The 24,280-nt window shown below is 41.3% G+C and carries 13 protein-coding genes; 6 read left to right on the top strand and 7 right to left on the bottom strand.

What is annotated here, in order from left to right:
- Nucleotides 1-74 precede the first annotated feature (74 nt).
- Entirely contained in the window at nt 75-971 is an 897-nt protein-coding gene (gene rarD / locus IPH84_08130) for an EamA family transporter RarD (GenBank protein ID MBK7173188.1), read from the top strand.
- Nucleotides 972-1,010: 39 nt separating this feature from the next.
- On the opposite strand, the gene IPH84_08125 is transcribed toward rarD, so the two are convergent.
- The 3 genes from IPH84_08125 to IPH84_08115 form a co-directional block, all read right to left on the bottom strand.
- Entirely contained in the window at nt 1,011-1,982 is a 972-nt protein-coding gene (locus IPH84_08125) for an electron transfer flavoprotein subunit alpha/FixB family protein (GenBank protein ID MBK7173187.1), read from the bottom strand.
- Nucleotides 1,983-2,054: 72 nt separating this feature from the next.
- Nucleotides 2,055-2,804: an electron transfer flavoprotein subunit beta/FixA family protein gene (locus IPH84_08120; GenBank protein ID MBK7173186.1), complete on the bottom strand. Its 750-nt coding sequence runs from the start codon at nt 2,802-2,804 to the stop codon at nt 2,055-2,057.
- 266 nt (nt 2,805-3,070) lie between these two features.
- Nucleotides 3,071-4,210, bottom strand: coding sequence for an acyl-CoA dehydrogenase (locus IPH84_08115; protein MBK7173185.1), 1,140 nt, complete (start codon nt 4,208-4,210; stop codon nt 3,071-3,073).
- 236 nt (nt 4,211-4,446) lie between these two features.
- Between IPH84_08115 and IPH84_08110 the strand changes: the two genes are divergently transcribed.
- Entirely contained in the window at nt 4,447-5,031 is a 585-nt protein-coding gene (locus tag IPH84_08110; protein ID MBK7173184.1) for a TlpA family protein disulfide reductase, read from the top strand.
- An 88-nt stretch (nt 5,032-5,119) separates the two neighbouring features.
- Here IPH84_08110 and IPH84_08105 read toward each other — a convergent pair whose 3' ends face one another.
- Nucleotides 5,120-7,867 (bottom strand): family 20 glycosylhydrolase, encoded by a 2,748-nt coding sequence (locus IPH84_08105; GenBank protein ID MBK7173183.1) that lies wholly within the window; start codon nt 7,865-7,867, stop codon nt 5,120-5,122.
- 37 nt (nt 7,868-7,904) lie between these two features.
- Nucleotides 7,905-9,971 (bottom strand): alpha-L-fucosidase, encoded by a 2,067-nt coding sequence (locus tag IPH84_08100; GenBank protein ID MBK7173182.1) that lies wholly within the window; start codon nt 9,969-9,971, stop codon nt 7,905-7,907.
- A gap of 217 nt (nt 9,972-10,188) precedes the next feature.
- On the opposite strand from IPH84_08100, the gene IPH84_08095 reads away from it, so the two are divergent.
- The 4 genes from IPH84_08095 (at nt 10,189) to IPH84_08080 (ending at nt 17,334) form a co-directional block, all read left to right on the top strand.
- Complete coding sequence (locus IPH84_08095) at nt 10,189-11,223, top strand: fatty acid desaturase (protein MBK7173181.1); 1,035 nt, start codon at nt 10,189-10,191, stop codon at nt 11,221-11,223.
- A 206-nt stretch (nt 11,224-11,429) separates the two neighbouring features.
- A complete protein-coding gene (locus IPH84_08090; GenBank protein MBK7173180.1) occupies nt 11,430-13,388 on the top strand; it encodes a DUF3857 and transglutaminase domain-containing protein in 1,959 nt (652 codons plus the stop codon).
- A gap of 16 nt (nt 13,389-13,404) precedes the next feature.
- Nucleotides 13,405-15,243, top strand: a complete 1,839-nt coding sequence (locus IPH84_08085; protein ID MBK7173179.1) for a DUF3857 domain-containing protein — start codon at nt 13,405-13,407, stop codon at nt 15,241-15,243.
- Between the two features lie 12 nt (nt 15,244-15,255).
- Nucleotides 15,256-17,334, top strand: coding sequence for a CotH kinase family protein (locus tag IPH84_08080; GenBank protein MBK7173178.1), 2,079 nt, complete (start codon nt 15,256-15,258; stop codon nt 17,332-17,334).
- Nucleotides 17,335-17,529: 195 nt separating this feature from the next.
- On the opposite strand, the gene IPH84_08075 is transcribed toward IPH84_08080, so the two are convergent.
- Together IPH84_08075 and IPH84_08070 are read right to left on the bottom strand one after the other, a co-directional pair.
- Nucleotides 17,530-17,763, bottom strand: a complete 234-nt coding sequence (locus tag IPH84_08075; GenBank protein MBK7173177.1) for a hypothetical protein — start codon at nt 17,761-17,763, stop codon at nt 17,530-17,532.
- A 23-nt stretch (nt 17,764-17,786) separates the two neighbouring features.
- The gene (locus IPH84_08070; protein ID MBK7173176.1) at nt 17,787-23,888 is read right to left on the bottom strand and encodes a T9SS type A sorting domain-containing protein; all 6,102 of its coding nucleotides are present in this window, start codon (nt 23,886-23,888) and stop codon (nt 17,787-17,789) included.
- Between the last annotated feature and the right edge of the window lie 392 nt (nt 23,889-24,280).

Raw genomic sequence — 24,280 nt, 5'->3', positions numbered from 1 at the left:
AATGTGTCTGTGTGTTGAATTCTTTCTCACATCTGTTAATTAACAAGTGAGTATCTTCGCAGCAAAATGATATGATGCCTAAGCAAGAGCGCAGCTTATATCTTTCTGGATTATTTTATGCCCTGGCATGTTATAGTGCCTGGGGCGTATTTCCATTATACTGGAAGATGTTATCAGCAGTCCCTTCTGATCAGATTCTGGCACACCGGATCATCTGGTCAGTAGCATTTCTGCTTATTATTCTGCTTGCCACACGAAACCAGACTGTCATCGGTTATCTTAAGGACAAAAGAATCCTTGGGTTACTATTTATCACTGGATTATTGATAGGTGGGAACTGGTTTGTTTACATTTATGCTGTAAATCATAATCATATTGTTGAAGCCAGTCTGGGGTATTATATAAACCCCCTTGTTAACGTTCTCCTGGGAGTGGTATTCCTGGGTGAAAGGCTGAAGAAAGCACAAATCATAGCAGTAGCCTTAGCCTTTGCCGGAGTGAGTTGGCTCACCTTTCATCTTGGACGAGTGCCATGGGTATCGCTTTATCTGGCAGTATCCTTTGCAGTGTATGGATTGATCAGGAAGAAGGCAAATCTTGAATCCTTACCCGGTTTGCTTATCGAGACCTTACTCCTTTCACCGCTGGCTATTTACTACCTATGGTTCGTGCAACAGCAGGGAACAGGAATGTTCCTCAACCATTCATGGCTCACCGACTTTTTACTGATACTGGGAGGACCTGTAACAGCGATTCCCCTTTTTTGGTTCGGAAAGGCTGCCACAAGGATTCCACTATCCACTATCGGGTTCATCCAATATCTCTCCCCTACCCTTCAGTTACTCATAGGATTAGTAGTTTATAAAGAACCCTTTAGTCCGGTTTACATTATTAGTTTTGGATTGGTCTGGGCAGGATTAATCCTTTATACCCTGAGTATTATCAGGGATTACCGAAAAAGGGTGATTTGAGGATCAGGCCAAAGATGGTATAAAGAATTTATTCCTTGATCAGTGAGCCTTTAGTGTTTTGATGGCTTGAATTAATTCGGGAAGAACTTTCTGCACGTCGCCAACAATTCCATAATCAGCAGTTTCAAAAATAGGAGCTTCCGGATCTTTGTTTATTGCAACAATTACTTTTGAAGAACTGATTCCGGCAACATGCTGGATAGCACCAGAAATTCCGAAAGCAAAATAAAGATTTGGAGCGATGACTTTCCCTGTTTGACCTACATGTTCAGCATGGGGTCTCCAGCCTTCATCGGCTACAGGCCTGGAACATGCCGTTGCTGCACCGAGCACTTCAGCCAATTCTTCAACAGGTCCCCAATTCTCAGGTCCTTTCATTCCTCTACCCGCTGATACAACAATATCAGCCTCTGAAAGAAGTATTTTCCCGCTAAACTTCTCGGTTGATTCCACTTTAGTGCTAAAAGTTACCGATGACAAGTCAGGATTAAACTCCAGAATCTGAGGAGTAATCGCAGATTCATGAACTCCAAAAGAATTCGGGCTTAGGGTAATAATACATAAGGGTGTATTTACCTCAATATCGGTAAATGCCTTACCGGAAAAGGTTTTCTTTCTAATTGTAATGGGGTTATAAGAGGAGGGTATTGAAGTAGCATAAGGAACCATCCCTGCTTGAAGGCGGGCAGAAAGCCTGGGAGCAATAGCCTTGCCCACAAATCCTGAACCCATAACAATAACCGTTGCCCCATCCAGTTTAACCGCCTGTTCAAGAATTGAAGTATATACAACATTGTCTAGCGTAGTGATGTCGGGATTTTGAAGAGTAAGTACTTTTGAAGCACCGTAAGTACCGGCCTTATTGAGTTCTGCTGCATCTAAATTGCCTATGGATAAAGCAGTAACACTGGTATTCAGGTCGCTAGCTATCCGACAAGCATAGGAAATTAGCTCAAAAGCACTCTTTGTGAATCTGCTCTCGCGGTTTTCGATGAATACCAGGACTGACATGGATAAATATTTTGAGAATGAGTATTTAAATCTATTTAAGGGTCTATTACCAGAATAAGGAATCTGATTCTGTTAAATCACTTTGGCTTCTTCATGCAGTAAGCGGACCAATTCAGAAACATTATCTGCATCTACCTTATGACAGGAGGCTTTGGGAACCGGGAGGCTATTCGTAACAACCTTAGTCAAGGAGCTACTTCCATTTGAAGGAACCACTGTTAACGGTTTGGTCCTTGCCGTCATAATTCCACGCATAGAAGGGATCCTGGGATCGATTGCGATTCCTTTCTGAATGATGGCGACCATTGGAGTATTGATCGAAATAGATTCTTTCCCACCATCGATTTCCCTGCTGAGTAGCACAGTACTACCCTGAATGTTGAGCGCACTGACTGAAGAAACCGAAGGAACACCCATCAACTCCGCAAGCATACCACCAACCATAGAACCATTATAATCGCTGGATTCAATACCGCACAGCACTAATTCATAGGGATTACCTTGCAGGAAGGAAGATAGTTCAGAGGCAACCTGAAAAGCATCAAGAGGATTGACATCGATTCTGATCGCATCGTCAGCGCCAATTGCCAGGGCTTTTCTCAAAGTAGGTTCCACTTCAGCACTTCCCACTATAGCAACTGATACCTTTTCAATTCCCGATCCGGCTAATTCCTTTAATTCCAGAGCCCTTGTGAGTGCAAGTTCATCCCAGGGATTGATAACCCACTGTATACCATTCAAGTCGATGGACTTTCCATCAGGTGAAAGTTTAATTTTTGTTGTTGTATCAGGTACATTACTTATGCAAACAAGGAGTTTCATCTGGGTTAAGTTTAAAGTTCTGTTCTTGTGGGTTGTGGTATGTCTAATGTCTAATGTCGGATGTCGGATGTCGGATGTTTGATGTCGGATGTTTGATGTCGGATTGCGGATTGCGGATTTGGACTCTTGGGACTTGAGATTTGGACTCTTGGGACTTGAGACTTGAGACTTGGGATTTAGTCCGCCAGGTGGAGGATGGAATCTCATATCCGGATTTCACAAATATTATTCTCCGATGAGGTCGCTGATACTAAACTCCTTGCCGATTATTTCAAAAGATCCCTTGAGATAATAATCTGTTGAATTTCAGAGGTTCCTTCATAGATCTGGGTGAGTTTGGCTTCACGCATGAGTCGTTCAACATGATACTCTTTTACGTATCCATACCCGCCATGAATCTGCACTGCCTGAGTGGTAATATCCATTGCAACTTCTGCAGCATAATACTTAGCCATTGCACTTGCAACCCCATATGGTTTATGTTGATCTTTCAACCATGCAGCTTTCAGGCAAAGATTCCTGGCATTTTCGATTTTCACTGCCATATCAGCCAATTTGAAAGCAATTACCTGGTGATTGGCAATTTCGGTACCGAAAGCTTTACGTTCTTTCGAATATTTTACTGCTCTTTCGAAAGCTCCAGAGGCCAGGCCTAAAGCTTGAGATGCTATACCAATCCTTCCTCCTTCGAGGGTTTTCATAGCGAAAGTAAAACCAAATCCATCTTCACCAATCCTGTTCTCTTTGGGCACTTTTACGTCGTTAAACATTACTGAATGAGTATCACTGCTCCTCATCCCCATCTTATCTTCATGCGGGCCCACACTGACACCAGGGGCATTTCTATCTACTATTATACAGTTAATACCCTTGTGCTTTTTCTCAGGATTGGTTTGGGCTATAACCAGGTAGGTGCCGGCACTATTCCCATTTGTGATCCAGTTCTTGGTACCATTGAGCAGATAATAATCTCCTTTATCCTCGGCCGTAGTCCTTTGAGAAGTAGCATCTGATCCGGCTTCCGGTTCTGAAAGCAGGAAAGCACCTATTTTTTCTCCTCTTGCCAGTGGTTTCAGGTATTTTTCTTTTTGCTCTTCAGAACCAAATTCCTGGAGTCCATAACACACCAGGGAATTGTTAACACTCATGATTACACTCACTGAAGCATCCACTTTAGAAATTTCTTCCATGGCTAATACATAAGAAACTGTATCCATACCACCGCCATCATACTTCGGATCCACTAACATGCCAAGAAAACCCAGTTCGGCTAATTTTTTAACATGTTCTGTCGGATAGATTGAACCTGCATCGCGTTCGATTACATCCTTGATAAGTTCTCTTTGGGCAAAATCGCGTGCAGCATCGCGGATCATCAACTGCTCCTCAGTAAATTCGAAATCCATGGTGAAATCTTCAGGTTAAAGGTTAGAAATTAATGTTTGGCTAGGTAACAAATATATAAAAAGATAATTTGCAACAATATATCTAGATATGTTATTAGAACAATTTTCCTTAATCGCGTTCTAATTATACAAATATGTTATACTGACAATTAAAGAGGCTCTTCAAACATTGTTATCATGAATCTGTTTATTTTAAAAGATTTTACTGGAATTCAGTTTATTAATGCATATAAAAGATGGAATATAAAAACAACTTCTCTGCAACCTTTAACCAATCCTCAGGCAAGGTTAAACTGCCACATTTACTGGCTCTTGCATCCTTGATGTTCATCATGATTTTTACATTATCCTCATGTGAAAAATCAAATGATGTTCCTGCAGACAATGGATCAAATCCTTTTGATTCTACTGTCATGTCAATGAAGTATATGGACCTGTCGGGAAATTCGGTCAGTCTTTCTGATTACCAGGGCAAGGTTCTGGTGCTTTTCTTTTTTGGCTATTCCTGTCCTTATTGTATTGCAGCTGCTCCTGATATTGAATCGGAATTATATAAACCATTTATTTCTAACAATAATTTTGTGCTATTGGGGCTGGATGTCTGGGATGGCTCGAAATCGAATGTACAAACGTTCAAAACGCGCACGAAAGTTACATTCCCACTTATTCTTGAGGCTTCCGGAATTGCCAAGACTTATAATACTACTTACGACCGGTTATTGGTCATTGATAAAACCGGTACAGTTGTTTTCAAAGGGAATCAGAATGCAGCTGGTGATGTAGCAGCAGCCAGGGTTGCTATTGAAAATGCACTTAAATAGAGACCTTTAACTTCATTTGTTTAAGAGTAATTGGCTGTGAACACTACTGAATTAATGATTCAGCCATTATTACTCTGTTTCAGAAATTTTATTCAACAATTATTTCATCGCAAAAGATAAATGAAGGATTTCCCGGGGCATGGTGCCATGAAGGTAATGGTCCCGGATTTTTTGCAATGATTTTCAGATAACGGCTATTCACCTTATCGAGCTTTTTTGAGAATGTATGGATAAGTAATTTCTGATCGTCCTGTGGTATGGAATGATCAATCACGGTGAGAAGTTTATAGTTTGTTCCATCAGAAGAAGTATATATCTGAACTTCAGACGGGAGTAAAATCCAGGAATAGGAACTCCTCAGAAAATCGCATGAAACAGAATGAATTTCAGTGGGTGTTTTAAAATCCAGCTCAATTTCAAGATCTGTACCCTGGAATCCTTGCCACCTGCCGTCAGAAAAAGAAGCTGATCCTTTTAGTCCATCGACCAGTGCTTGTTCTCCTCCAGCTGCATAGGCAGGATTATAGCTGCTATATTTTGAGTTCAGACTTTTAAAACGGCCAATGCCTTTATGCATCAGCACCGATTTTTCAGACACTTTTCCGACACTCAGACCTTCCAGTATCGCTGCTTTGATAGTTGCATTGCCATCAATGCGCAATGGTTCACTATAAACTTCAGACTGAAAATTGGGGGTGCTTCCGTCAAGCGTAAATACAATGGTTTTATCATCAAATACCGTTCGAAGAACAACGGCTCGCTTTCCATCCTGAATTTCTGGAAGAGGTTCGATGAACACCTTTTTGTCTACTTCCTGAATTTGTAGGGCCAGTTTATTGTAGTCGTTGAGATTCTTATCCAGCCACCAGCTTCTGTTTTCAAGATCCCAAAGCCGGCAATACTCCTTTTTGATCTCATATAGTGCAGTAATCAGGTCGTTCAGTTCTGACTTTACTTTAAAAATATCGCTTATATCCTTTGACTGATAGGCATTATAGAGATCGACGCGTACAATGTTCTTCTGTGCTGTGAATATTACTCTTTGCAGTGCCAGCAAAGCTCCATCCATCATGGCAGTATTAAAGGATGCATTTTCACGGTAATGATGAATCTGTTTACTAATCGTCTTTGCTTTATCCATCACCTGAAGATTTTTAGCAACACCATCAGGACTAGTATTCTCAGGGTAGAATTCAAGGATATCCTGCCAGAAAGCACTTTCTGAAACAACCCCTTTCATTTCCAAAAATCTCAGGCTATCGATGAGGATAAGCTGATTTGTAATACCGGGAGTTTTAAAGAAGACTTCATCAAATGCGGTGTTGAATAATTTCAGTTTTTGCTGTCTTTCAATATTTGCCTCTGCATTGGTCAGAGGGGATGCAGGGTTCCAGGAGCATTCGGCTCCCCAAACCAATCCATGCCAGTTATAGTTAAACAGGTTGTGGCCATTGTCATCCCATGCTGTATTCATCATTCCCATGGTTCCCAGTTTTGCCCCGTCGCGGACATAATTATTAATATTGACGGCAGCATTTGTGATGGCCGGCCATAGTTCACCCCAGCATCCCACTCCTGGAGCAACCATAAAATCAAAACCGGTTTGTTTAAAAGGAATAATGGCATGATCAAAGCTTTCCTCAGCTCCATAACCCCAGGAAAGGATTAAGAGATCCTTAGGTAACTGATCAATTATTGCCTGATTATTAACAGCAATATCGCCCCACATCATCAGTCGTTTGCCATAGGGTTTCATCAGCTTGTTGATCCGGTTAATATGATAGGCATAGATACCCCCTGTACCGATACTATCGGCCATTGCCTTACTCTTTCCTTCCCCCAGGCCCTGGGTTTCGTCGCAGTTGATATTAAAGAACTGACTTTTATAAGCTGGGACAATTTCGGCATACACATCATTCAGGAACTGATAAGTAGATTCGTCGGCAGGATTGAGGATATTCCCGTTTTCACGAAGGCCGGAGAAGAAAGGATTAGCCAGGATCTTCTCCATATGCCCGAATGATTGGAAATTCCCAATGAGGTCCATGTGATAGCAGGCAGCATATTCGGATAATTCAGCGATTTCCTTTGCTGTAAAAGTGCCAGGAGGGGCAAGATCAGGGTATTTTTCCAGGTGAAAAGTGTGCTCAGTATAGAGAGTAAAGAAATTCTGCTTGAATTCAGCCATCTTGCGAATACATTCCTTAACAAAATCAACGGTGGGAATAGGCCCTCTGCTGATATCATCCATCCATCCCCTATATCTTAATGATGGCCAGTCAGTGATTGTCATGCAAGGAATTTCATTCCCATTCCGGTTGGAACGAATCAATTGTTTAAGGGTTTGAACACCATAAAATAAACCCGCTTCTGAATGGGCAATCAGGATTATCTCCTCATCAGTGATATGCAACAGATATCCTTCGGTGTGAAAATCCAATGCCTTATCTTTCTCCATGACAGAATCAGGAAGCAATATCCCAGCTTGTTTCGCTCGATTCGATACCAAGGCATCGCGACCTTCAATTCCTATGAAAATAGATTGTTTTGCAGCTTTACTCCCAACATGAAGCGTCAGGCTTAATTCCTTATTGATTTCAGAAATCAGCTCACAGGCAGAAAAGAGTGTTTGGGTGAGTCGATTATCCTGAAGAACTATTCTTGAATCCGGAAGAATCCGGAAGAATCCGGAACCTTGTTTAAGCTGTTTAGGATAAGGAATGAGGTTAATATCCTGCTGTGCCATGACTCCGGGCATTGCAGAAAGAAAACCCACCAATGTCAGTAAAACCAGGTTAATTTTTTTGAAGAGCATTGCAGGCTTAAATCTGAACATGTTAAAGAATCCTTAAAAATGTGTAAAAACAATACTGTCATTCAACTATTATCTCATCAATAAACACCCAGGCTTTCCCTCCGGCACCGGGATGACCGCCAGGACACACTCCCCTGTTTTTGGCTGTAAACCTGATATACCGGGCATTTACTTCAGGGAAAACATCTGAGAACCTTTTCACTGCATCGGCAGTCTTCCACATGGCCGGATTAAACTTTTTGTTGAGTAAGGGTTTAAATTCCTTACCGTCCGCTGAATACTCTATTTTGATTTCTGTAGGCTCAAAAATCCATGATTTCACATTCACCAGGTAGCCGATACTGGCGGAATGTATTGCGGTCTTTTTGCCCATATCAATCGTAGCTTCGAAGTCATTTTCTTCAATTCCCAGCCATCGTCCATCACTGAATTTTACAGAACCCTGTTTGCCATCTGTTAGCGCAGCATTACCTCCGGCTTTGTATTTTTCAGCAGGCTCATTTTTCAGTGTAACGGATTTCCCAAACGATATGGGTAAGGACATTGAGGAAATATCCCCAAGTTTTCGGTTATTGTAGTATAATATGGCTTTAAAATCCAGCGGAAGTTTCGCCATCACCGGTTTCGAATATTTCTCTGATTTGTCATTCGGTTGCGACCCATCGATGGTGTAATAAATCACAACTTTAGGATCCGTGAATTTCGAGATCAGGGTAATTTCAACCTTATCGGCTGAAAGCTCGTACCGATATGAGAATTCAGGATTATCAAGTACCTGCGGGCTTCCCTTAATATCCAGGACGATCACACTATTCACTGAGTCGGGTGCAACCAGCGGAAGTGAGATTTCCATTCCTCCTGATTTCTTTACTAAGGTGAGAGGTGTTTCTTTTAGATCGCTAAGGAGATAAGCCTTTACAGGCTCATTCACCAGGTTGGTGACAGGCAGTTTGCCGGTTTTTGGCCAGTCAAATACATGTAAGAAAAGTCTTGTGCCTTCAGCAGTTTGTTTTTGTGTGCATTTCCCCCACTTGATGTTCTTAAAGGGACCAGCTTGAGTTCCATAAACTGACTGACCATTCACTTTCATCCAGTTTCCTAATAATGTTAACCTTTCCCGGCTCTCGGGTGGTATGATTCCTTCGGAGGTCGGACCAACGTTCAGCAGGTAGTTACCCCCTTTTGAGGTAATATCAACAAGATTATAGAGCAGGTCGCGGTAGGATTTCCAGTTATTATCGAATTTATTAAACCCCCAGTGGTCATTCAAAGTCATGCAGGATTCCCAATCTTTCCCGGGGATTCCATTCTCGGGGATTTCCTGTTCCGGGGTGCCGAAATCGCCGAGGGCTTCTGAATGAGTGCTTAATCCGGCCATTCCGTCGCGATAGACATCAATTCTGTTATTGATGATGATATCAGCATCCAGACTACGAATGAAATCGTTTAATTTAACTGCATATTCATGGCTCCAGGTACTTTCCCATTCGCCATCAAACCAGAGAACTGAAATATCTCCATAATTGGTAATGATTTCTTTCACCTGGTTTTTGAGGTAATCGAAGAAACGGTTAAAATCGGCACTCTCAGAGGAACGAGTCATCTCCCAATCGCGTCGTGGCAGGTAATCAGGATGATGCCAATCCATAATTGAATGATACCAGCAAATCCGCATATCATATTTCCTGCAGGCATCGGATAGTTCTTTCAGGATATCACGCTTAAAGGGAGTTGACATCACATCAAAATCAGTATACCTGGAATCGAACAGGCAAAAACCGTCGTGGTGTTTTGAGGTCAGGACGATGTATTTCATACCTGCATCCTTTGCAATTTTCACCCATTCTTCAGCATTAAATTTTACAGGATTGAATTGAGACAGAAACTGATCATATTCTTCCAGGGGAATTTCGGCTGTAGTGCGGATCCATTCTGCATGATCCTTTGACTCTTTCCATTCGCCTGCAGGAATAGAATAAAGTCCCCAGTGGATAAACATACCAAAGCGGGCTTCTCTCCACCACTTCATTCGTAGGTCCTTATCGCTTGTGGTTTGTGCATTAATATTCAATAAGGGCAGCACAAGGCTGATAGTTAGCAGCAGTTGAATGATCCTTTTATTCATGGCTCTATTTTTTATTCTTGTATTGGTATCCCTATGTTTATTCATTCAATTAACCCCTGACAAACGAGAGGACTTTCTTAAACTTTTTACAAAGCTAAGAAAAAGGAGATGCAAAGTAGTTTGTTGTTTATATTAATCAGCAAATCAATACAATGCCTGTGAGATTAGGAACTTTTAACAGGTTCATTATAAGTAATTACCTGATATCATTGATATTATGAGTATCTTTGTCAATTCATTAATCCATTATAGGCAAGTGCAAATTCCTTCACAACAAACGACTGAAACCCCTTGGGTAAAGGTTGTAGCAAAATATAAAAATCCAAGCGGGGCAAGAAGTTGGTGGCAAATAGCCAACACATTTATTCCTTATGTTATTCTATGGATATTAATGGTTGTGAGTTTGTCCTACTCCTACTGGATTACTCTAGTCCTCGCCTTACCAGCTGCGGGATTGGTAATTAGGTTGTTCATTATTTTCCACGACTGTGGCCATGGTGCATTTTTTAAATCCCAAAAAATGGCTGATGCAGTTGGGTATGTTTTGGGAGTCCTTTCTTTTACCCCATACGACCGATGGCATCATGCACACCATATACATCATCAGACTGCAGGCAATCTTGACAAAAGGGGCATAGGTGATGTATGGACTCTTACGGTAAATGAATACAAGGCCTTACCTCCCAAAAAAAGGCTCATGTACAGGATTTACAGAAACCCGTTTGTAATGTTTGGTCTTGGGGCAGCACTCATGTTCTTTTTTGCCAACCGATTCACCAGGAAAAGTTTCACTCCAAAGGAAAAGAAAAGTGTTTATCTTACGAATCTGGGCATTCTTGTTCTTGCTTCAACTCTTTGCTTTACAATAGGTTGGAAAGCTTACCTGATGATCCAGATTCCGGTTATGTATTTTGCCTCTGTTGCTGGGGTATATATGTTTTATGTCCAGCACCAGTTTGATGATGTTCATTGGAGTGAGGAAAAGGAATGGGATTTCAAAACCGTTGCACTTGAGGGAAGTTCATTCTTCAAGCTTCCAAAAGTCTTACAATGGTTCACTGGAAATATCGGTTTTCATCATATTCATCACCTGAGTTTCAAAATACCTAATTATTACCTTGAAAAGGTTCATAAAGAATCCTCCGTCCTGGGGAGTGTTAAGCCTATCACTCTTTTCCAGAGTTTCAGAACATTGCGTTTAAGGTTATGGAATGAAGAAACCCGCAAATTGGTTGGGTTTAAAGGAGTTTAGGTAAATCTATTGCCTTCTGTCAATTTCCGAAACCAAAATTTCGCTCTTTCAGCTTTAGGGTAATTCCGAATTCACCCCGGCAATTAATCATGTTTTTACTACTGTTTGAGGCATTCTGTGCATTTTATACATATTTGATTTGCACCTGCCTATCATTAAAGCAGTTTTATAGTAATTTCACGGCTTGATTCCTAAAGTCCGGAACTATGATAAGAGCATTCCTTCTGCTGCAGATTGCAGTAATTACCGTCCTTTCCCTTGATGCCCAGACGATCCCTGATTTGATTAAAGCATCTGGCTCCAGGTCTGATTACCCGGGTTCAGGGCAACTCATTATTTTCGACAGCACAAAAGTAACAGTTGAAAATACCGGGCTTAGTCATGTGACCACTCACAGGCTTTACAAGGTTCTCACTCCAGCAGGAGCTAAAAATCTGAATGTGATTAAGTATGATTACGATCCGCTATCGGCCTACATTGAAATCAGGGGAATTAGTGTTTACCACAATGATGGAACCATCACCAGGGTCAATCCATCAATGGTAATGGACTATCCGGCACCGGCAAGGGCCATTTACTGGGGAGCCAGGGAAAAGATGCTCGAAATAGGCCGGTTAGAGCCGGGTGAAGCAGTAGAAATTTTTCTTTACAGAAAAGGTTTTACTTATGCATTACTCCAGCAGGGTGATGATGATGAGAAGTATATTCCTCCAATGAAAGGACAGTTTTATGATATAGTTCCTTTTTGGAGTTCGGACCCGATAAAATTGAAATTCTACCAGGTTATTGTACCTAAAGACAAACCGCTACAATATGAGTTCTATAATGGAGAAGTAACATCGAAGCTTGAGATGAAAGATGCCTCTTTAATCTATTCATTCTCCAAGAAAAATATTACTCCATGGAAGGGCGAATCCCGCTCTGTTGATGCCTCCGATATCGCACCGAAGCTTTTACTATCAAGTAGTGCCGACTGGCAATCCAAATCTTTATGGTTTTATGGTGTGAATGAAGATTATGGAAGTTTTGAGTCTACTCCTGCTATACGAAATAAAGTAAATGATATCCTGAAAAGCGCCCGTACCGAGTTAGATTCTGTTACCCTCCTGACTCATTGGGCAGGAGATGAAATCAGGTATTCAGGCATTTCGATGGGGAAAGGCGAAGGCTATACCTTACATTCAGGTGAGATGAATTTTACTGATCGCTGCGGGGTATGTAAGGATAAGGCCGGCATGTTAATCACTATGCTCCGGGCTGCAGGTTTTGAAGCCTATCCTGCAATGACAATGGCCGGATCAAGAATAGACTATATTCCTGCAGATCAGTTCAATCATTGTGTTACCGTTGTTAAAGGGAAGCGTGACGGAAAGTATCATTTACTGGATCCTACATGGGTGCCGTTTGTCAGGGAACTCTGGTCAAGTGCCGAGCAACAACAAAATTACCTGATGGGTGTACCGGAAGGAGCCGACCTGGCTGAGACACCTGTTTCAAATCCCCAGAATCATTATCTCAGGATCTCGGGAATATCGATGATCCAGTCGGATGGCACCCTGGAAGGAGAATATACTGTTACCGCTGAAGGGCAGACTGATGCATCCATCCGGGGGCTTTTTACGAGATCATACAAGGCTGATTGGGAGAGCCTTGTTGAGAAAGAAGTTTTGAAAATCTCCCCCCTGGCACAATTGGTTAAGGTAACATACGATGATCCATATGCCTATTTATCCGGACCGATTCAGATTCATTTCAGGATTCGCATTCCTGATTTTGCCCGACTGACCCGGGATGAAATAATCTTCACACCGCTGACAGCCATAGGTTTTTTCAAGAGAGCAATGCCACATCTCACCTTCAGCACTTCAATGGAAAAAAGGGAATACCCCTTCCGCGACCGGACTTCACATACCGTAGAAATCAATGAAAAAGTGACGATTGAGAATATGAAAGAGATTGTATTCCTTCCGGAAAACCAAAATGGAGATGGTCCGGGTGCAAACTTCAGGGGTGGATATAAGCAGAGCGGAAATACATTTAGTTTTCATTTCAATGCCGAATATCCCAAGCGTATCTATCAGGCCTCCGACTGGAAATCCTATCGTGATGCCGTTATTTATCAGAATAAACTCTCGGAATCCCCAATAATTGTGAAAGTTAAATAGTTCAATCATTGACATTATGAATATTTTCTTCAAATCGATCCTGCTCATATCCATTGGACTGTTTATTCAAATGAATGTTTCCTCACAGGAAGTTCAACCTGATGCTGTCTATAAAAACTTAGTGAAAGAGTATACCCTTAAACCTGATGGTTCATGGGAGTATCATTACAGCCACACACTCCGGTTGCTTACATACTACTCATTTCATACCCTACACGGAGAGGATTTTATCATCTACAATCCAAAGTTCCAGCAACTAAAAGTCAATACTTCAACCACAACGATGCTGGATGGTACAATCGTAAAAGGCCCTGAAAATGCACTAAATGAGTTATTGCCATCATTTGCCGTTAATGCACCAGCCTTTAATCATATCAGGGAGATGGCTGTTACGCATACCGGACTTGAAAAGGGTGCTGTGATTGATTTCGATTATACCTTATTAAATTCAAAAGACTATTCACCAGGGATGAGCGGGAATGAAGCTTTAATGATGAATTCATCTGTTGAAAAATTTACTCTTATTATACATGTACCAAAGGGAGTAAACTTAAATGTGGATCAGTATAATACTGAAGTTAAACCAGTTATAGTTAAAGAAGGCAACAGGGTTACTTATAAGTGGAACCTCACTAATTTACCTGCAGCTCCGAGGGAAGATTTTCGTCCAAAAGAACAACAGAACAGGCCCAGGATTGTGTTTTCAACTTCGAAGAACCTTTTAAAACAGATCCAGTCTTTTGCAACACAATCCGCCTTTCAACATGGTACATCCGAAGTATTCAAAGCAAGGCTTTCGAAACTTGCTGAAGAAAAGAAAGATCCTGTTTTATTAGCCCTTGCCATCCAGGATATCGTTGCCAATGAAATAAATTACTTTCCTGTTCCTTTATCTGCCGCCGCTTTCAGGGTTAGATCAGCCCAGGAGGTTTATGAGAGTAATGGAGGATCAGAAATTGAAAAATCAGTTCTGCTCTGTTCAATGTTAAATGCTGTTGGAATTCCATCGGAAGTAATAGCCGTGATTCCTGCATTATTCTATGACAATAAAAGTTCTAATTTATTGCAGGCTGAACGCTTTCTCGTCAGGGCAACCCCTGGCTTGATGGATCCTGTTTATTTATCCCCGGTTCAAAATGATACTTATAACCAGGGTTTTAATCTTTTCAATAAAAAACTATTTCATATCACGGCTTCAAAACCAACTGAGTTTAAGCATGAGAATCCTGCAGTTGCAATGGCAGAGTTAGATTGTGCCCTTTCAACTGATGAAAAAATGAATGTGACAGGAAAGGCCAATCTTCAACTTTCAGGAAAATATAACCCATTTTTCAAACTGTCCCAGGATTCAACCTATACGAAGAAACTTTTATCTGGGATTGTTGAATCCTCTGATGTGAATTCATATACTGTCAACAAGCTTGATCAGGATCATGCCACTATTGATTATGAAATTTCATCAAACAGTCTGATCCAGAATATCTCCGAACATTATTTTATCCAATTTCCAGTCCTCTCTTCCGGAATTGAGGGTTGGCATGCCAATGAGCTGGTGTCGAAAAGGGTTGAACCCCTCGAAATACCATATTTAACGAATGAATCCTATCATTTCACTATTACCTTACCCGATGGTTTTGAATTAATAACTGCTGAGGAAAGTGTCCAGGTAAAAAAGCCGTTTGGAAAATTTTCCTTCAGCATATCCCAGGAAGGAAAAACCATTGAGATACATAAAAGCATTTCTTTGGAAAGAAACCTGATCAGCTTAAGTGAATACAATGATTTTAGGCTCCTGATAAACTCCTGGAATCAAAAAAAATACAAGGAATGTATCATCCGGAAAGGACCTAAATAGTGTTTTGCATTTATGACAAATAGACTACTTCAACTACTGGTTTTACTTTTAGCAACTGTTTATTCATCAGGACAAACTTACAGCGGTTCCGGGGGGATACTTACAAATGATGGTACAACTAATTATTACCCTGTTACCGTTTCCAATCTTGAGCAACCGAGCCTCGGACCTATCTATGGTGTAGAGACTATCTGTATTAAGATTACTCACACCTATGTGGCTGAACTTGAAGTAAAGCTGGTTTCGCCTGACGGGCTGCAAATATTATTAACAAATGGCAATGGAGGTTCCGGTGACAATTATTACACTACATATTTTAATGATTTTGCATCCACTTCGATAAAAAATGGATCTGCACCCTTTGATGGGACCTATAAACCGGAAGAACTAATTGGTGAAGTAAACAATGGGCAGAATGGGAATGGTGTTTGGCAATTAACTGTTAAAGACCTGGTTCCAAATAACAATTTTACCGGGTATATGGTTGGCTGGAGCATCAGCTTCGGATATACTCCCGGGCCCTATTTCCAGTTTCATTCTTCTAATCTTCCAATAGTTGTTATTAACACCCACGGACAGGTCATCCAGGATGATCCCAAAATACCTGTTGATATGGCGATTATTGATAATGGCCCGGGAGTGCGTAATTTTCTTACAGATACCGCAGCATTTGAAGGTATTATTGGCATTGAGGTTCGGGGTTCCAGCAGCCAGAGTTTCCCTAAAAAGAGCTATGGCTTTGAGACCTGGGATATTTTTGGGCAATCAATAGATACCTCTTTACTTGGAATGCCTGCAGAGAGCGATTGGATATTGAATGCAAACTATACGGATAAAACCCTTTGCAGGAATGTGATGGCATATCAGACATGGATGAACATGGGTCATTATGCTACACGTTATAAGTTTGCAGAAGTGGTGATAAATGGTGAATACCTGGGAGTCTATATCTTTTCCGAGAAAATTAAAAGAGATAATGACCGGGTTGATATTGCAAAACTTCTTCCAGAAGAAGTAAGTGGTGATGAGTTAACCGGAGGGTATATTCTGAAAGTTGATAAGTCGACTGGTTCAGGAGGTGATGGATGGGTATCTCCTTTCCCTCCTCCTGTGAATCCTGACGGACAAATGATCTTTATACAATATGAATATCCCCATTCTGAAGATATTGTACCTGAACAGAAGGAGTATATAAAGGATTATGTAACTACTTTTGAATCAGTGCTGGAAGGTCCCTATTTTACTGATACAGCAATTGGGTATCGGAAATATGCTGAGGAAATTACCTTTATCGATTATTTCATCGTAAATGAAATAAGCAAGAATGTTGACGGGTACAGATTAAGCACTTATTTCCATAAGGAAAAGGAAAGCAAAGGTGGAAAAATAAGGATGGGACCTGTATGGGACTATGACATTGCCTGGCATAATGCAGATTATTGTGAAGGAGATCTACATACAGGATGGGCATATCAATTCCCCTGTGCTTATGATTACTGGCAGGTTCCCTTCTGGTGGGGCCGACTACTCCAGGATCCGCTTTATGCAAGTCATCTGAAATGTCGTTGGCTTGATATGAGAGCTTCTTCACTTAGCAATCAGCATATCACCTTCTATATTGATTCTCTTGCCCTTCAATTAAACGAAGCTCAATTCAGGAATTTTATCAAATGGCCGATCCTGGGAGTTTATGTCTGGCCTAATCCATGGCCATACCCTGCAACCTATGCTGAAGAAATCCTCACCCTAAAGAACTGGGTACTCAACAGGCTTTCCTGGCTTGATGAGCATATGCCCGGCACTTGTTATACCATTGGTGAACAGGATTTAGCAGAGGATAAGACTGAAATTGAGATCTATCCCAACCCTGCAACCTCTTCTCTAACAATAGGGTATTCACAAGTTAGATCCGGTAAGGTAAGTCTTGAATTATTCAGCCAGGAAGGGTCATCTGTACTCACTTTTGAGGAAAACCGACCCGCCGGATTCCACACTGAACAATTAGATATTTCGAAACAGAGCCCCGGAGTATACCTGTTAAAGATGTCAGTGAATGGAAGTATAATTTACAGGAAAATTGTAAAAATCTGAATGCTTTAGTATAACTGCCGCTGCCGCTGATATCGCTTTCCCCAGGAGGCTTAGCTTTGAGAATCCTTCCGACTCCTTTTCGGTATTAACATGCGATTCAGTATAAAAAATTCTCGTTAAGATATTGAATAAAAAAAACAGGTATAGTTGCCGATTGACAACCATACCTGTTAGACTTCAGGCTATTTCCGAAGACTATTCTTCCGAATTGCTGCGGAACACCTTTTTCCCGGCATACATTGCACCCAGAGCAAGCAGAATACTTATTCCGCCACCAACAGGAGCTGTTCCACCGGGTGATTGATTCCCGGTTACTCCATGACCAGTTGTGGGAGGATGTGGTGGTTCCTGGGCCATTGTGGGCGGAACGACAAGTATCAGGATCATTACAAGAAATGAAGCAAGAATTATATAATGAATACGTTTCATAGGTATAGGTTTTTGATAGTTATTTACTTAACAAGAATCTTATGGTTTACAGTCCCTGCAGAAGTAATTACACTTACGATGTATACCCCGGTATGGTTTCTGAAATCAATACGTGTGGGCGAACCTGCAACCATGTTTGCCGTGGTAATAGTGCGACCAGCCATATCAGTAACCAAAACTTTGCCACTAAGTGGGTTTTCATTTAATACATTGATGATACCATCGGATGCATAAACTGTAACACCATTTAAAACTCCGGGTTCTTCAACGGAAGTAGCATCTTTAAAATGCAAACGGAATCGTCCGGCATCGTCATTTGTTCCAGCAGTGAATGTATAAGAAGGATTGTTATTTAACCTTTGCATCGTGCCGGTTTTTATGTCTTCGAGTGTGACATAAATATCAGCAGACAGGGTGTTCTCAATCATTCTAACAGTGTATTCTGCATCAGCTCCTACTTCAAGGTTAAGTGATACCGGGGAATTCAGGTTACTATTTGGCATAGTGTTTACTGAATATTTGGTATCATTTGAATTAGAGTAGAATTTGGGAACTGAAACTCCTGATGATAGTTTATAAGCATCCCATTCACTGTCAAATCCAACGGTAGCAGCATCATTGAACCTGATGAAAGCGTCATCATGATGTGCATTCCCATCGATTCTAAGATGGAGAAGGTTCTCAACAATACCAGAATTCTTGTAGAAAGCTGAACCACCATGCACCCTATCTGCATTCTGAAGGGTAAGGGCAGGACTGGCTGCATTAGCTTTTACAAAGAAACCTTGCATCGAAGGAATGATACCTTCCACGAGGCTTCCGGCATTTCCAACCCATGTAAGGTAGTTTTGGTTTGCGTTGTCCCAAACATAAACTGCATTGTCAAGGCTAGTATACTGGCTTGCACTTACAAAATCCCAATCAATAGCAGAAGGATATGGATTTCCGATAAGATTCCAGCCTGCGCTTGCTGCAGGAGTATGTGATAAAGCAGGACTAACATCTCCGTTGTTCATAACACCTGTGAAATGTTTTGTAAGATCAACAGGGTAAGCCACCATATATCCGTTTCCAACAACAAAATTGTTTTCAAAAGAGGTGTTCCATGTACCAGGTGCAGATAAAGTATTGATCCATAAGTTGGAACTTTCGCCCCATTTATAGAAATCGGTATTAGTACTGCTCAAAGTTTTGAATTCAGGTACAATAGCCTGACCAGATACTGGTGAAGACAGGAAATGGAACATGAAATCAGGCACTGCTTCATACTTGGTCAGATACCTTTCAATTGTTGTCGTTCCTGAAATAGTAAGGAAATTGTTTCCAAGAATACTACCGGTTCCGGATGCATTTGACTGAATAGTGAAATTTCGGCACCATCCGGCTGCTGTTAATGTTGGATAGTTGGTTAAACCACCTGGAATAATCACATCTGTATTAGGTCCAGGTATTCCATTATTCCAGTTGTTGTCAACATCCCAATTTGAACTAAGAGTTCCGGTCCAGGTTGTACTGGATGGTGTCATAGTTATTGCAATATCATCTACAGCAATAAAATCAATGTCCGCAGCCGAATATGCATGCCATCCAAGATAATATACATCTGTTGTGGAAGGTGTAAAATAAGCAACAGCTTGCTGGTAGGTAGCATTTATCATATTTGTGTTATTCCAGATAACTCCGGCTGTCATTCCTGCAGCATTAGGGACATTGCCATATTTCACCTCCATCTTTTCCGGACCATAGGTTCCTCCATCAGTCAAATACCAGAAAGACAGTTTATAAGTTTCCCCGGCCGTCATAATAATGCCTGGAGTAAAGAACCAGTCATTCTTAGCGTATGTACCGTTATAAAAAGTCGACATGCAATTATAGGGTGAATGCGCAGCCGGCTGACTAGTTCCTCTTTCATCAGTTGTTCTCCATGCTACTGTACCCGTCTGAACTGTCCAACATGTGGGAATTGCAGGAATAGTAACACCGTCAAAATTTTGCGTAAAAGGAACTTCAAAAACCTCACATAATGTTGCAAAAGTATACGGACCAGCCCAGGTACTCACATCCGTGTTATCTTTACCACAGTCGGTACGAACATAGAACTGATAAGTGGTTGACGGAACTCCGTCAGACCATGTATAACTAGTTCCTTCAATATTATCAATGGTTGGAGTTGTTTCTGCTCCTGGAGCAGGAGCCCCTGACGCTTCAATAAAAATATCAAAGAATGAATCAGGGCTAGACCATCCAAGATCAGCACCAACAGAAGTTATATTTGAAACCGTCAGGCTGTTTGGGGCGATACATGATGGAAGTTCATCAATTTTGAAATTATCAAAGTCAACATAATAGTCGCCACTTGCCCATGTTGCGTTGAACCGTATAATAATGCTTTGTCCTGCATAGGCAGATAACGGATAAAGCGTGGTAGCCCAGGAAATAGTTGAAATATGATTCGTTGGATCGATAGTTGCAAATGTTGCAAAAGTAGTCCCGCAATCAGTGGATACTTCAATATTTATCGAGCCCCAACTTGGTGAATTGGCTGTTGCAGTAGTTGGATATGAGGTATAATCGATGATTCGGTAATCAAAAATCAGGGCAGAATTGGATGATAGACCCTCAATTTTAGGCATACTAAATTGACCCGTAGGATAGGTACTATATAAATTTTTATAAAGTCCATATCCGGATGAAGGATTGGCGTGCGTTGCTCCAATAGACCAACCAGTTGTTGTCCAACCGGCAGGAGCAGAAGTGCTTCCATCAAAAACCTGAATATAAGGAGCCACTAAAGCAGCAGTTACAGTCCTTGTTGCCGGTGCCATAGCATTGTTCCCTGGTGTACCGTCGCCAACTACAGTTGTGCTTGCATTGAATGTATAAGTTCCAGCTGAAGACATATTCAGGGTAGTTGACATATCTACATTCATAGTTGATCCGGCAGCAAGAGTTCCAGTTGTAAGAGATGCTGAAAGAGATTGTGTAGCTGCACCTGTTACATTGCAGGTAATATCAACCTGGTTCACACTGAAATCAATGAGTGAACCGCTATAATTCTTGATTGTAACTGATACAGTTTCAGAAGAACCATAACAACCAGTGCCGGATGGATTTAATAGAGTAGTAGCACCCATATCAATGGTAGGAGGTGTCAATACCTTGATATTATCAATATCAAGATAGTAATCACCTGCAAGCCAAGCCGCATTGAAGCGAAGCAGGATATTCTGTCCGGCATAGGCGCTGAGCGGATAAGACATATTTGCCCAATTTACAGTTGAAACATGATTGGTAGCGTCAATGGTTGCAAGGGTGGAATATGAAGCACCGCAATTGGTGGAAATCTCAACTACAATAGACCCCCAGGCTGGTGAATTTGGCAAGGCAGTAGCAGGATAACTGGTATATGCAATTAACCTGTAATCGAATGCAAAAACATCAGTGGATGATACCGGGCCAAGTTTTGGAAGGATAATCTGTCCGCTTGGGGCACTACTCCAGAGATTTTTATAAAGCCCGTTTCCTGTGGCTGGGTTAGCATGTGTTGTGCCAATGGTCCAACCCGTTGTATTCCATCCAGCGGGAGGGTTAGTACTAGCATCGAAATCCTGTATGTGAGGAAGTGCCACTGGGGCAATAACAGTGCGGGTTGCCGGTGACATAGCATCATTGCCTGTATTCCCATCACCTGAAACAGTGGTGTAAGCATTGAAGGTATAGGTACCGGCATTTGTCATGTCGAGCGTTGTTGTCATCACAACATCCTGAGTTAAACCTGCTGCCAGTGAACCGGTATTAACAACTGCCGAAAGTGATTGAGTAGCTGCTCCGGTTACGTTAGTAGTAACAGTAACTGGGTTTACAGTAAAATCGACTGTTTCAGTTCCATTATTTTTAATGGTAATGCTTACAGATTCACTTGAGGTATAACATCCTGTTGACAGTGGAGACGCCAAAGCAAAGGCACTCATGTCAAGAGTATTGAGGTTGAAAGCATCTGCACCCATATCAGCGGGAGACATTGTACTGCGGTCCTGGCAATCAATATCTGTAGTAACCCATGCCTGGGGAGTAAATCCCGCAACAGCATTTATCCCTGCGGCAGAGGCATGCAGATTGGTGTTACCAGTGTATGCCGGATCGATGCTGACTGTATTGACATCCTGGGTTGTTGCAGTAGTCCAGTTGGCAACAGTATTATAATATGTTGTATTACCCCTTCCAACAAATCCTGAGGTGCCGGCATCATTCTTAATAAACATATCATTGTAGTTGGATACAGAACCAGATCCACCGATAGCAGTTGCACTTGTTGAGTACCAGCAGGTATGACGGGCAGTAGCGCCCTGAGCTCCGACAGCATTCACGAAAACATTTCCTCTTACCTTATGTACTGCTGTGCTTGCATTGGAAATTGCAAAACAGGCAAGTGAATATGTAGGCGTGCCTGTAGTAAAAAGATGGACACTATTATTGTCGATTTCTGCAACAGTGGCTGTCGAGGTATTATTGGCATAAATTCCATATGCATATACATTTGCTGTGGCAGTACCGGTAAAAGGAGACTTAATATCCGATACAAAATTGTTATAAACCCTGATTGTGGGTGTACCGGAACTGTTTTGTACTTCAATACCGGCGGCTCTGGAGGTGGATGTGGTCGAGCCGCTGTTCGAGATATCACTTACCTTATTATTATAAATCTCGCTTGTCCCCAAATAAGTAGAGCAAAGTATACCGGCAGTAGTAGACTGGTTACTCCGGATATTCGTAATATCATTGTTGAAGATTTTCACTCCTGATAAACCTGAGGTGTAAATCCCATAAGCGGAATTAAAAGTATAAATACCACCCATATTGGTGATATTATTTCTTAAAGCCTGGCAACCGGTTCCGGCAACCCCAATTTCACAGGCAAGGTCAGGATAGGAAGTATTACCCATTAGGTACACCCCGTTTTGTGCATTCTGGAGATTAAGGTTATAATACTTATTATAACTGTTTGCACCGGAAACATTGGTAGGGACTACACCTCCTCCGGTAGAATTAACTGTTGAAAGTATGCAACTGCCTGGTCCACCGGTAGTAGCAATGTAATTCTTGTTCAATGTGATTGAGCAATTTTTAATAGTATTGTACTGCGCACCATTGGTTGCAGATGCATTCCTAATAAGGTACCCATACTCAATAGCATTGGTTATGCTGGTTGCAGCAGATGCATCCACATCTATCCCATCGAAAGTGATATAATCACCTCCTGAGATACAAAAACCAAAATCATAAGGACTAGATGAAAGCAAGCCTGTTGGAGCAAGTTTTGGATTGGTACCAACTCCATTTTTCTGGAATGTGATTGTATTTGTGCTTGTCCCGGTTGCAGTGATTGCTGAAGGTTTTTCATTGAATACAGCACCAGCTGCCACATTAAAGGTTACTGCTCCAGAAATTCCGCCTTCATTTAATGCATTGATCGCAGCCGAAAATGTGGTAAAATTTGTGCTTCCTGATCCTGCAGGGTCAATTGTATAAATTCCTGAAAGTGGAAGAGGTGTTTCATCGATAATTACATTATCCACCCATAAATCATGACTACCGTAAGCTGAAGTAACTTCTAGTGCAATACGTGCATTGCTGACATTATATACTGCCATATTATAAGCCATCTTTGTCCAGGCGGCACCTGGGGCAGCAATTGATCCGGATACATTAGTCCAGGTGGAACCTCCGTTACTGGATGCCCATACCCTTAAAACTGCCGATCCTGAGCTATAAAAATAATTGAAAGAAATACGCGGATCAATACTGGAAGATAAATCTATATCTCCGGTTTCAAGCCTAAAAACATTGCCAGTACTCGAATTATAATCATTAAAATGCGCTACAGCTGTACCGTAGGGTGTTCCTGTTGGCCTGGTACCATTTCCAGCTGGAGTCCATACTGTAGTCCATACAGATTTTTCCCATGTCTCAATGTCGGAACCTGTTGGATGTGTTTGTACCCATCCACTTGGAGCAGGAAGGGTCCCACTCCAGGTTCCTTCAAATGACTCACTAAAATAGGTTTGTCCAAAACTAAATCTGCAAATCATCAAAATTGCTGCAGATAAGAGTAGTAATTTTTTCATAAAAAATAATTAAGGTTAATATAATTTGGTTTGGGTTTTAACAGATACAACAGCAGCTATTCCATTTTAAATGGAAATGCCGGTTAAAATCAAAGAAGCAAACACGAGATACAAGTAAAGTGAGTAAACGAAATAACAAAAAGAACGAAATACTTAACAAATTGCTTACAAGGCAATTACTGAATTGGGATATTTCAACTGTAAAGATTCTGTTTAGAACCTTATTTGTTGTAATATACTAGATAATAATAACTTGGATTGAACAGAAGATTGGGTTTTCGGTCAGATTCCAGTGATTATTTTCAATTTCAAATATATGCAGATAATATGAATACGCTATCAAAAAAGTAGTCCGACTTCCTGAATTCGAACATCTTTTTTCGGAATTTAAA

It is taken from the genome of Bacteroidales bacterium (assembly GCA_016707785.1).
GTDB lineage: Bacteria > Bacteroidota > Bacteroidia > Bacteroidales > UBA4417 > UBA4417.
The sequence above is the reverse complement of the archived record's forward strand: the minus strand, read 5'-3'. Positions and strand labels throughout refer to the sequence as shown.